The sequence below is a fragment of the Flavobacterium sp. B330r genome (assembly GCF_056824325.1).
Window position 1 is genome coordinate 5,586,162 of record NZ_CP124860.1, and the last position, 11,916, is coordinate 5,598,077.

9 protein-coding genes are annotated in these 11,916 nt (G+C 33.6%); 4 read left to right on the forward strand and 5 right to left on the reverse strand.

What is annotated here, in order from left to right; translation table 11 throughout:
• Window positions 1-73 precede the first annotated feature (73 nt).
• Window positions 74-1,330 carry an MFS transporter gene (locus QLQ95_RS24355; RefSeq protein ID WP_095931790.1) on the forward strand — a complete coding sequence of 419 codons (1,257 nt, stop codon included), beginning with the start codon at window positions 74-76 and terminating at the stop codon, window positions 1,328-1,330.
• A 63-nt stretch (window positions 1,331-1,393) separates the two neighbouring features.
• Here QLQ95_RS24355 and QLQ95_RS24360 read toward each other — a convergent pair whose 3' ends face one another.
• Window positions 1,394-2,134 carry a trypsin-like serine protease gene (locus QLQ95_RS24360; RefSeq protein ID WP_428237097.1) on the reverse strand — a complete coding sequence of 247 codons (741 nt, stop codon included), beginning with the start codon at window positions 2,132-2,134 and terminating at the stop codon, window positions 1,394-1,396.
• Between the two features lie 400 nt (window positions 2,135-2,534).
• On the opposite strand from QLQ95_RS24360, the gene QLQ95_RS24365 reads away from it, so the two are divergent.
• From QLQ95_RS24365 to hxlA, 3 genes are all read left to right on the forward strand, one after another.
• The gene (locus QLQ95_RS24365) at window positions 2,535-3,413 is read left to right on the forward strand and encodes a helix-turn-helix domain-containing protein (protein WP_428237096.1); all 879 of its coding nucleotides are present in this window, start codon (window positions 2,535-2,537) and stop codon (window positions 3,411-3,413) included.
• 624 nt (window positions 3,414-4,037) lie between these two features.
• Window positions 4,038-4,604 (forward strand): 6-phospho-3-hexuloisomerase, encoded by a 567-nt coding sequence (gene hxlB / locus QLQ95_RS24370; RefSeq protein WP_095931787.1) that lies wholly within the window; start codon window positions 4,038-4,040, stop codon window positions 4,602-4,604.
• Window positions 4,605-4,638: 34 nt separating this feature from the next.
• Window positions 4,639-5,280 carry a 3-hexulose-6-phosphate synthase gene (hxlA, locus tag QLQ95_RS24375; protein WP_095931786.1) on the forward strand — a complete coding sequence of 214 codons (642 nt, stop codon included), beginning with the start codon at window positions 4,639-4,641 and terminating at the stop codon, window positions 5,278-5,280.
• A 239-nt stretch (window positions 5,281-5,519) separates the two neighbouring features.
• Here hxlA and QLQ95_RS24380 read toward each other — a convergent pair whose 3' ends face one another.
• The 4 genes from QLQ95_RS24380 to QLQ95_RS24395 all read right to left on the reverse strand — a co-directional run bounded on the left by QLQ95_RS24380 (window position 5,520) and on the right by QLQ95_RS24395 (window position 11,855).
• Window positions 5,520-6,437, reverse strand: a complete 918-nt coding sequence (locus tag QLQ95_RS24380) for a PorP/SprF family type IX secretion system membrane protein (RefSeq protein WP_482502042.1) — start codon at window positions 6,435-6,437, stop codon at window positions 5,520-5,522.
• A gap of 154 nt (window positions 6,438-6,591) precedes the next feature.
• Window positions 6,592-7,839, reverse strand: coding sequence for a T9SS type B sorting domain-containing protein (locus QLQ95_RS24385; protein ID WP_320494832.1), 1,248 nt, complete (start codon window positions 7,837-7,839; stop codon window positions 6,592-6,594).
• Window positions 7,840-7,918: 79 nt separating this feature from the next.
• A complete protein-coding gene (locus tag QLQ95_RS24390) occupies window positions 7,919-9,277 on the reverse strand; it encodes a thioredoxin family protein (RefSeq protein WP_482502043.1) in 1,359 nt (452 codons plus the stop codon).
• Window positions 9,278-9,425: 148 nt separating this feature from the next.
• Window positions 9,426-11,855 carry a hypothetical protein gene (locus QLQ95_RS24395; RefSeq protein WP_320494834.1) on the reverse strand — a complete coding sequence of 810 codons (2,430 nt, stop codon included), beginning with the start codon at window positions 11,853-11,855 and terminating at the stop codon, window positions 9,426-9,428.
• Between the last annotated feature and the right edge of the window lie 61 nt (window positions 11,856-11,916).

Here is an 11,916-nt window from a genome sequence, read left to right on the forward strand (position 1 = left end):
AATAAGATGAAAAAACAATTCTTTCCTGTTACGTTTGAATTCGTATATTCGGCCTTTATTTTGAAAAAAGAGAATGATTGCAAAATTGAATGAAAAAAAATCCTATCCCTGGATTGTTGTTGGCCTGCTATGGTTTGTTGCTTTATTGAATTATTTAGACCGACAAATGCTCTCCACCATGAAATCAGCGATGATGGATGACATTCCTGAATTAGCTAAAGCTGAAAATTTCGGCCTTTTGATGGCCGTTTTCCTTTGGATTTATGCGCTTATGAGCCCTGTTTCTGGAATTATAGCCGATCGGTTTAACCGAAAAAGAATCATAATAGGCAGTCTTTTTATTTGGTCTGGGGTGACTATGGCGATGGGTTATGCCACAACTTTCAATCAGATTTATATTTTGCGCGGCATTATGGGTTTTAGTGAAGCCTTTTACATTCCGGCCGCCTTATCCTTAATAGCCGATTATCATCAGGAAAAAACACGCTCTTTTGCAATTGCGATTCATACCACCGGAATTTATTTAGGACAGGCCCTCGGTGGTTTTGGGGCCACTATTTCTAAATATTTTTCCTGGCATTTCAGCTTTCACTCCGTAGGTTTATTTGGTGTGCTTTACAGCTTAATATTAATATTTTTTATACAAGAAAAGAAAACGTACTTCTTAGATACCACAAAAAAGTCCTCTATCAGCATTGAATTCAGGCAAATGTTCAAAGGATTGGGAATACTATTCGGTAATATCTCCTTTTGGGTTTTGCTCTTTTATTTCTCCGCACCAAGTTTACCGGGCTGGGCGGCCAAAAACTGGTTACCCACTTTATTTACCGAAACTTTACATTTGGACATGTCTCTGGCGGGGCCAATTGCAACGGTAACCATTTCGATGTCTTCCTTTTTTGGCGTTTTAATTGGAGGTGCCATTTCAGACAGATGGGTGATGAAACATCTTAAAGGAAGAATTTACACCAGCGCTATTGGATTGTTTCTTACCATCCCGGCATTATTTTTATTTGGCTATTGCTGTGACATAACCGCTATTGTTTTTGGGGCTATCCTTTTTGGACTTGGATTTGGAATATACGACACCAACAATATGCCCATTCTTTGCCAGTTTGTTGCTCCACGCTACAGGGCTACGGGATATGGAATTATGAATTTTGCAGGTATTTCGGCCGGAGCTGTTATTACAGAGTTTTTAGGAAAAGCCGCTGATAATGGAGGAATGAGACACGTTTTTGTACTACTCTTATTTGTAGTTTTTACTGCAATTGTTTTACAACTCGTAAGCCTGCATCCAAAAACTATTGATATGACTGATGAGAATTAGCTTTCAATCTAAAAAAGAGGCAAATTGGGATATTAAATAAAATAACTTTACATGAAAGCCTTATTATTTATTATGCTTTCTATTTTCCATAAAAGTTACTAAATTCGTTACTGAGCATGGAGAGAAAAACTTCTTATTTGAATCTGGATCAACTGTCCCATTTGAGACAATTCCAACAAGCAAACCATTTTCATCTACTAATGGAGCCCCGCTAAGTCCTCCGAATTTCTCTGGCACAAGAATATCTTTTAATAAAATGCGATTTGAAATTGTTTTATAATATTCAAATTCATATACCCTTTGAGGTCCATTTTCCATCGTTCTAGTCCAGCCCACAACATATAATTTTTCTCCCTGAACTAAAGGAGTGTTTCTTATTTCCAAAGGTATAATGTTGGAAGAGTTTTGTTTTATGGAAAATACCAGCCAGTCATTGTCGTAAGTAGATTTGGCTTCCAATAACTCAGACTTGTCTTCATTTAATAATTTATCACAAATTACAATTTCGGACTTATTGTTCAATGGGTACAATACCCATTTTTTAATATAGTTCTCCAATAACAGGGTTGTCATTTTTTCGGGCTTAATAATCTTAAGTATATGTTTTGCTGTTACAGCAAATGTTTCATTGTTATATTTTATAAGAAACCCACAACTGAATTTTGGCTGGTCATATTTCGGGTTTATAAATTCTATCCCATTTACCAGAGCTATTTCTTTAAATACTTTATTTGAAGAAATCTCCTGTCCATAGCAACCTACTATCCACAAAATCGCAATAGCAAAAAAAAGTTTAAATTTCATAATACTACCAAATTTAGAGTTCCCTATCAGCCAATGCAAAAACTTCCTTTTCGTTTATGCTGAGTTTCAAATGTAAAAAAACAAATGTTATAAATGACAGAAGAGATGCAAGTATATCTAGCATCTAAAACAATTAACGGTTTACGTTACAAAGACTAGGGATATCATAATACTATTTTCTTTGCAAAATCTCAAAACTGGCACATACATCTTTAAACACTTAAAAATGAAGCAAATCAAAAGATTCTTTTACTTGTTTAAATCTTAGAATTGCATTTTAAAAAAAACATCATAATAGTTTTGCTTAAATTTGCAGATTACTCTTATTGTCGCTGTCTATTGTCTAAAGATGATGGGACAAAAAGAAAAAACATGACATTACGATACATATATTTAACAAATGGATTTAAAACGGTTTAAGCTTACACAGAACATCCAGAAGCAGGAGGATACAAATCTGTCTTTTCGAGTTTTTGAAATAAGCGATCTCAATATCAGCGAATATCTAAAACCGCATAAAAATGACCATTTTTACATCTTAATAGTTGAGGCTGGAAAAATTGACATCCAAATTGAAGAAAAAGTTTTTAATTTAAAATCTGAAAAAATATCAATTGTTTTCCCTGGCCAGATTAACTTTATATCAAACCCCAGCAGTGACCTGAAAGGCAAAATAATATTATTTGAAGAAATATTGTTCTGCTCTGATATATTGAAAAATGAATTAAGCCCTTATAATGTAAACCTATCGGCAAATCTGAACTGCAGCGCGCTTTCTAAGGAAGAGTTCATACAGGCATTATCACTTATTGAACACATCCGAGTTATTTATAACAATCCGAGTCTTGTGAGAAAAGAGCAGGCTCGTTTTTACATTAAGATATTGCTACTGGGACTTATTGAATCGGTTCATGGCCAGCATCCCGTATTGCACCAAAAGACCAATCAGCATCTTTATATAGGTTTTAAAAAACTCCTAAATGAACAATTTAAAAGCCAGCGCACAGTACAATATTACGCATCAGAACTTGGCATTTCTCCAAAAAAACTTAATGATATCACGAAAAAACACTGCGCAGAAACAGCAATTAACGCCATACATAATCGAATCCTAAAAGAAATAAAAAGACAGCTGCTGTTTTCTGATCTTTCGCATAAAGAAATTGCATTTGATCTTGGTTTTAGTTCTCCGTCAGCATTAAATAAATTTGTGAAATCAAAACTCAAAGAAACACCGACAGAACTTCAAAACGAACTGGCACAAATTTACAACGCATAGTACTATTTTTTTATTTCCGTAAACTTATTAATGTAACATCTGTTGAGTTCAAATAACAATTCGCTGCTGCTGAAAAATAAACAGTCAAAACCGTTTTGCTGCAAAAACATTCATGATTATTTCTTTTTAATACATTAAAAAATACAGCGAGATTAAAAAAAATCAAAGAAGATATTCAAGTGCTCAAACTGAATAATATAATCACGTCCTTTTTTAATTAAGCATTCTACAATATTTATATCTTGAATCTATTTCTTTAATGGAAAAATGGCCGATGCTCAAAATTCAGAAAAAAATATTTCTGAGATTGATCTATTCTTTTATTCTACTCTGGAAAGTTAAAATCATCTAGATCCATTAATAGATAAAATTGGCGCAAATTTATACCGCGTCGTCTCATATGTATAACACCCTCCCCTCTCTGCTGATTTATCTTTGCATCAGCAATCAGAATTTATTAAAGTTCTATAAAAACTTAAAAAAAATCCAGAAATAACGCTGTTTAATTCAATTTGATTGGGATTAAAAAATCCATAATAAATTCAAAAATCATCACTAAAACAATCCTGTCCCGTTAACAATTTTGCAAAAAACAGGCTGGTCCCGATACTTAAAAGCAAACAGATGAATAAAAAAAATTCTACAAAGGAAAACCTAGAGACTATTTTAAACGAAAATCTAAAATTAGCGGACCAGATTAATCAACAGCAAATAGATGCTCTGATTCACGAAATTAAAGCTGCAAAACGAATCTTTATCATGGCAGCCGGAAGAAGCGGACTGGCATTAAAAATGGCAGCAATGCGATTTATGCACTTAGGCTACCATGTATATGTTGTTGGAGAAATTATAACACCTGCAATTCTTGAAGGAGATCTTCTGCTGGTAGCTTCTGGATCTGGAACTACCTCATCTGTGCTTTCAGCCGTCGAAAAAGCAAAAGCACAAAAGGCAAAAGTTATAGCAATAACAGCCGATGCAAAAAGCAGACTGGCAGAATTATCAGATAATATACTGCTAGTCAATGCTGCAACAAAAACGGATTTCGGCATATCAGTTTCCAAACAATACGCAGGAAGTCTTTTTGAACAATTTACACTGTTTATACTTGAGAGTATTTTTATGAGCCTCTGGCAGGAATCCGGTTTAACCAAGGAAGACCTCTGGCCTAAACATGCTAACCTGGAATAACCTTTTTTATTATTAATTTTTTAAACATTTTGAGATGACCAAATTACAAGTCGCAATTGATTTACTTACTACAGAGGCAGCATTAGAACTTGCAGGCAAAGTAGCACCTTATGTAGATATTATAGAATTAGGTACGCCCCTTATTAAAGCTGAAGGCCTTAAAGTTGTAACAGCCATGAAAGCTGCCTTCCCTGACAAACTAGTTTTTGCGGATATGAAAACTGCAGATACTGGTGCATTGGAAGCAGAAATAGCTTTTAAAGCTGGTGCAGATCTAGTTACCGTTATGGGTACTGTAGATGATGCAACCATAAAAGGTGCTGTAGAAGCAGCAAAGAAATATGGAAAACAGGTTGTAGTGGATACTATCGGTGTTAAAAACAGAGTCCAGAGAGCAAAAGAAGTAACTGAATTTGGAGTAGCTTTTGTTGAATTACATGCTGGTCTTGATGAACAGGCATTACCTGGATATTCCGTACAAACTCTTATTGCTGAAGGAAGAGAAGCAAAAGTTCCTTTTTCTGTAGCAGGTGGCGTTAACATCGATACGATAAAAGATGTTGTAGCTGCCGGTGCAGATGTAGCTGTAGCAGGGGGAGCTATATATGGTGCTGAAGATCCAGCCGCTGCTGCGAAAGCACTAAAAGAGGCAATCAGCAGTGTAACTGCTCAATAATTGATTTTAATAAGGCTGAGTTATTTGCTACAGCCTTATTATTTTTTGTGCAAAATAATACTTTAGTTACTATATCCATTATGAAAAACACATTCTACATTGGAATCGTTCGTCTGGGTATTAGCATGCGCAGTACAATACAGTCTGCAGTTCATCTCTGATACAGATCTAGTGAATTCTCTTACGAATAGACTCAAAAAATTATGAAGCAGAAGATTGTATAATTCTTAATAATACTTTTAGAAGAAACGAGGAGTTGTCATTTTTCCATTGTTTTTGAAGAATTCATAACGCAAAAATATCTCGTGTGATCCTGAATTGTAATTATTCAGGTGTGTGGTTTCGCGGTCATATCCGTACCCCAAATACAGTGCATCTGTGATTTGAAATCCCACCATGGCACTTAATGAAGCACTCCATCTGTATGCAACACCAACAACAAATCGATCAATAAACATGAAATTGGCAGAAATATCAACTTGAAGAGGTGCTCCTTGCACCATTTTTGCCAGTACGGCAGGTTTGAATTTGTAATACTGGTATCTATCCAGATTAAAGACATAACCTCCCATTAAATAGTAATTAATCTTGTCTTTATAGATTGCGACATCATTATCATCATATCGATTGGTTTCAATAAAATTAGGAACTGAAAATCCAATATAAGCTTGATTTGAATGCCAGTAAACACCGGCTCCAACATTAGGAGAAAACTTATTGTCTAGATCCTGAAATTGTGGATCTCCCTGATCCTCAGGATTCAGCTTGTTGATATCGAGATTAAAGATATTAGCCGTTCCTTTAATTCCAAAAGAAAGTTTAAAATCGGATGAAGTTTGTATAGTATAAGAAATATCTGCCGATATATTGTTCTCGTTTGTAGGACCAATTTTATCATTGACTAAAGAAAGTCCAACACCAAGTCTACTGTTGTTAATTGGAGTATTAATAGAAAAACTGCTTGTTTCGGGTGCTCCATCAAGACCAACCCACTGCGTTCGATAGAGTCCAAAAATACTCAAAACACCACGTGATCCCGCATAGGCAGGATTTATATTAATAGTGTTATACATGTACTGCGTATATTGTGCATCTTGCTGTGCATAGCCTGTAATGGTTATAAGCACAATGGCAAAAAAATGTAGTTTTATTTTCATAGCAAGAATATTTATGATCATTACTTAAAAACTAACAATAAATAAGCAGTAAAAAATGTATCTAAAAATTAATCTTGTAGCTGGTGAATAATTAACTTAGATATAGATTCCTCTACATTGGCATTAAAATTATTAGCCTTTTTAATCTAAAATCTTATTTATCATTTGCAATATATAAGTAACCTGTATTTTCAATGATTGTATTGTTTTTGTTGTATTTTAGAACATAAAAATAGGTGCCTGCCGGTAATCCTTCCCCTCTCTTTACTGTACTTCGTCCGTCAGAATATCCTTTAAACATCACATCGTTTTCATTATAGGATGTGGCATCATATACTTTTACTCCCCAGCGATTGTATATCTCTACACGGTTGTCTGGATATTTATTAATTCCTTTTATATAAAAGCTGTCATTAATCCCGTCACCATTAGGTGATACAGCATTGTAAATAATTAGATCTGAATCTGGAGTAATTGTTTTTTTTACAATCGCAATTGTAAAAAGTCCATAACCTCCTACTTGAGTAGTAACCAATTTAGAATAATCTGCTCCTGTAAGAAGATCTGTGGTCGTTCCTCCTTCGTTTACCCACTTTAATGTAGTATCATCCCAACGAACTATTCCTAATTCAGTATCAGGATTTTCTACAAAAAAAGAAGCAGGAGTTGTATGCGTATCAAGGGTCAAGCTTAAGATAATTTTTTCTGCTCCTTGGTCTTGTGTTAAATTCCAATACTCCGCCTCATCGATAGACAGAATTGTATCTTCTTTATTGGTGTATGGATGAAGGCTCCCCGCATTTTCAAAAAAATACTGAGTTGTATAGACATTGTTTGCATTCGCTCCCTTATCATGGTAAGAAGGTCTGAAATAAAATTGATCTCCAACAGGAAACTCAAAGTCGAGATTCCCAACATTTTCTACTTTTCCATCTACAAAACTCAGATTACTAGCATCTGTATGAAAAGCATTTTGTTCGAAAACCATTTTACCGTTATAACTATCAGCATCTATAATACCTTTTTTAAATTCGACATTTTTACCAATATTAATAATTGTATTCAAATGAAAAGGAACTAATTCTGATGTGTTTTCAAAAATAACATTCTGAAAATGTGCTGTTTGCGTTCCTGAAATTAGTTGTTTTTGCGTTCCTATAAAATAAGTTTTTCCGTTACTAGAATTAGTGTAAGTAACTAGTCCGTCATTATTAAAATTTGCGTAAGCAATAAAATCACCATCAATTAGTAAGTCACCATTGGTTTTGTTATCAAAGTTAAATAAGGTTGAAAATTCCGTATTTGGTGCAATAGATAAATCTCCCGTATTGATAGTTTGCGCCGATAGTTTACCAATAATCAATATTGATACAATAGTTACTTTTATATAAATTTTGGTCATCTCTTTTTAATTTAAATTACCAACAAAAGTTTAATTATTCTATATTCTTTGTCCTCTTAGTATCTCATGATAGAAATCTTTATTTAGAAAAATATTTTATTAATTGCTTAAAATTGACATTCTTCAAAATCACTTTTTTATTTTCGTCCAATACATAAATTGCAGGGAGACTCTCTATCCAATATTTTTCACGCATTTTATCAGATTCATTCTTGTCCCATAAATTGATCCATCTGGGCGGATAAGTATTTTCCCTTATATAGTTACTCCATTCTTGTTCATCTTGATTAATATAAATTGCGAGTATTGTTGCATTTTTAGGACCATCAACATAAAACCACCCCTTCATTTTTGGCGTAATTTCAGAGCAATTTGAACATTCTGGATCATAGAAATATAAAATAGTGTATTTTGATTTTACATTATTTAATAGATATTCTTTGTCTCCAAAATCCTTTAAATTGAGATTTGCTGCTTGAGTCCCTACTTTATTTTTTTGATAAATTAAAATTTGCTGCGTTATAGATTGCTTTTTCCAATCTGGAACAAAGGATTGTTGTTCAGCATTTTTTAAAATATCGATCATAATATTTTCATTGTTATTAGTATAAAGCGATTGATGAAAAATTGTATATAAAGCATCTGAAACAACCTGATACATTAAAGGATTTACAGCACTTTTTTGCAATAATTCTTTTACTACATCATCTAATTCGGGATCATTTTTATCAAATAGCGAAATATATTTTTTTATTTTGAATGGCACTAAAGAAGTATTCAACAAAACATCACTATGAAAATCGACCCCTTTAAAATAATTATCACGTAGAAATTTTGTAGTTTGCTTGTATAGTGCCGAATTAGAATCAGACATATAATTATCTAAAATACTTCCAGACATTAGTGGCAAATTATTACAAGAGACAATAGCAGATAAAAGTGTGTTTGGATATCTTTTTATAATGCTATTTTCTAAATCATATAACCGCTTTTGATGTTCTTTGATCTCTCTGCTAATTTTCTCTCTATTTTCTAGAGGGGTAGTTAAATTAACTTTAGCATATAATTTTTGGATCTGATTTTCTGTAGCTCTAACCGAGCCCAAGTAAGCAGAATATACTCCATTTACAGGATTATCTTTAAATGAAATGGAATTGTATAATGAATCATGAGATATTTTTAAAACATTACTATTACTTTTTTCAATTAACAATTCTATCATTCCATTATAAATTTGTTTAGGTGTTTGTAAAATGTATTGCCCTTGTGGTAACGGTGTTTTGCTTGACAGTTCTAATCTGCCTGCAGTTTGTATCAAAATAGTATCTCCTCTTGTTATATTACCATTTAGATATCCGTAAAAGATACATGTATCTCCTTTTTTTAATTGGGTACTTTCTAAAACTACTGATGATTGCGCACTAGTTGTAATTGTCATAGCAATTAATATTTCTAACCATATAATAAACCTAATTATGTACATAATAAAAATTGTTACGATTTACTTAAATCATTTAAGAACAAAAAAAGAAAGAAAGAAAGACAATATTTAATCGTCGCGCTATTTCAAAAATGATCTGATTACTCTATCTTAAAAAATATTGCATTACATAATTATTACCTGTTCTAACCTGGTTCCCATCAGACTTACAAATATTGGCACCATTAACGCATTTTTGAAAATGATCGTTTAATTGAGCTCCTCTATTTGTGTCATTATCTCCATCGAAGTAACCAAATAAATTAACCCACACATTTGCATTTGCTACGTTTGGATTCCCAAACCAATTAATTCTCATTGCTTCTGTACTTTGTACTAATTGAAACGAATGTCCAGATACACCATTATATGTTCCTGCACCTTTCGTATTATTTGCACTCGCTGTCATTGTAAACGGAACCCCAGCTATCATTCCTTCACCGTTAACACCACGCGCTATAGTTGCATTCACTTTTGGATCTGCCCCTGAAACTGTTGAGAATGTTACATAATTGGCGTTGCCTCTTGCATCAGCAATATTGCCTTTACCTGCATTTGAAGCCACTCGTAATTTATACTCGCCTGCACCTGTATTTATAGCAAGCATATGTGCCGTAGGGATTCTGAATTCGTCATATTTTATAACACCTCCAGTTGTTAAATACTCGTATCCATTTTGACTATAACTCCCTGAACTTGTTCGATAGGTACTTACATTTAAATTGGTATAGTCGCCGTAATATTCAACATATCCTGTCCATGTATATTTATTCCAGTTTACGTCTTCAGAAAATGAATATATCAAGGTGTAACCTCCACCTGTCATATCACATAATGTTTTATATGCTGAACCTGCTCCGGATGGTCCAGGAGTAAGCGGATTTATCCAATATTCTCCATCCTTTGCTGTATTTGACGTTGCCAATAAAATATCTTTACAACTTTTACCAGGATTAGTCTGATCACCGGGGCCAACTCCAATTGTTAAATTGATTGTTGTTACATCTCCACAACTTCCTTTAATAACTAGAGGGACTGTCCCAGATGTTTCAGGTATTCCAGCTGCATTAAACGTAATTGTCATGTTTTGTGTACCAGGTGCAGCAATAGTTCCTGAAGCCGACAATGTAATACCTGATCCTGTTGCTTGTAATGTATAAGGACCTATCGAAATTGCGGTTAAGGTTACTGAATATTGTGCACCTGTTAACGGTACATTAGCTGTCCAAGTACCTATTTGATTACCTGTTGGAGAAGAAACGACAGCAAAACATCCAATAACATCCTGAACCACTACGGAAACAGTGGGGCAAAGTATTGTTCCAGAAACCAATTCTTTAAATTGATTAAATACAATTGTGCCTACTATGTCTGGCGTTCCGCTTGCTGGTATTTGTATCGTCTGCAATCCTGTTTTTTCAAATGTGCCTGAGACCCTAAAAGATAGACCATTTTTATCTTCCGTTTCGATCGCATACGGACCAGGTTTTGTTACATTTAATTTTAGTTCAATGTAATTAAGAGACGTTGTTTGTTTCCCTACTGAATAATCACCCTCAACAGTTACATCATTAGTACAATTCACTATATCAAATCCAGCGGCAGCACTTGTTACAGGAACATTTATCGTGCAACCATAAGAAATACCATCCTTATCTAAAATATCAAAAGATATAATACCATCAGGAGAATTCCATGTTGGACTACCACTTGGGCGCAGGGTAACAATTTGTTCCCCTGGATAAGTAAAAAAACCAGTTGATAAAAATGAAATTCCGTTTTTTAAAGCTGTTTTAAAAGTATAATTACCTGCTTTAGTAACATTTACTTTTAGAATTATCTGATCTTTGATAGTTACTTGTTTTCCTTCATTAAAATCACCTATAACTTCTGATTCACTACAATTTATATTAAATTCAGCATTATTTTCAGTTACTGTAATTGGAAAAGTACATACAGCCGAACCAGATTGATCTAATAAATTATAATTGAAATTGCCCGTTGAAGTTGGGGTGCCAAAAGCTGGAATTTTAATAATCTGAGTTGTTGGACTTGCTGTACTAATAATTGAAGATATAAAAAACCGAACACCATTTTGTGTTTCAGCTACAAAAGTATAAGATCCTGCTTTGGTCGCAATAACAGGAAGTTCTAAATACTCATCATTAGTAACAGGTGTAGCTTTATAATAATTCCCTACGGCTTTTGCATTAACACAGTCAAATGTAAACTTGGCAATAAGTACCGGATTACATTCCGTCCAAGTATCTCCTTTCCATGATTGCAGACACTTTTCATCTGTATTATAAACTGTTAATCCGTTATTATCAGCTGTCAATGATGTTTGTAATGCATTAATTTGAATCTGGCTTAAGCGAGGAGGCATAAAACCTTTAGTCCCGTTTTTGGAAAGTATTTCTAAGGTTGCATTCGGATCTCCTTTTTGTTGGCCACCAATTACCAATGGCTCATTTATTTGGCTGAAAGTATTAATAAAACTAAAAATCAATAGTAGAGTAAAAATTATTCTTTTCATAGTCCTTATTTTTATCATTATTTAATAAGCTTTGATATAATATTTTATATTGATTATGTAT

What these genes read in the sequence shown, in the direction of transcription:
- QLQ95_RS24355 (WP_095931790.1), top strand. Translation starts at nt 74, where the DNA reads ATGATTGCAAAATTGAATGAAAAAAAATCCTATCCCTGGATTGTTGTT.
- QLQ95_RS24360 (WP_428237097.1), bottom strand. Translation starts at nt 2,134, where the DNA reads ATGAAATTTAAACTTTTTTTTGCTATTGCGATTTTGTGGATAGTAGGT.
- QLQ95_RS24365 (WP_428237096.1), top strand. Translation starts at nt 2,535, where the DNA reads ATGGATTTAAAACGGTTTAAGCTTACACAGAACATCCAGAAGCAGGAG.
- hxlB (WP_095931787.1), top strand. Translation starts at nt 4,038, where the DNA reads ATGAATAAAAAAAATTCTACAAAGGAAAACCTAGAGACTATTTTAAAC.
- hxlA (WP_095931786.1), top strand. Translation starts at nt 4,639, where the DNA reads ATGACCAAATTACAAGTCGCAATTGATTTACTTACTACAGAGGCAGCA.
- QLQ95_RS24380 (WP_482502042.1), bottom strand. Translation starts at nt 6,437, where the DNA reads ATGAAAATAAAACTACATTTTTTTGCCATTGTGCTTATAACCATTACA.
- QLQ95_RS24385 (WP_320494832.1), bottom strand. Translation starts at nt 7,839, where the DNA reads ATGACCAAAATTTATATAAAAGTAACTATTGTATCAATATTGATTATT.
- QLQ95_RS24390 (WP_482502043.1), bottom strand. Translation starts at nt 9,277, where the DNA reads ATGACAATTACAACTAGTGCGCAATCATCAGTAGTTTTAGAAAGTACC.
- QLQ95_RS24395 (WP_320494834.1), bottom strand. Translation starts at nt 11,855, where the DNA reads ATGAAAAGAATAATTTTTACTCTACTATTGATTTTTAGTTTTATTAAT.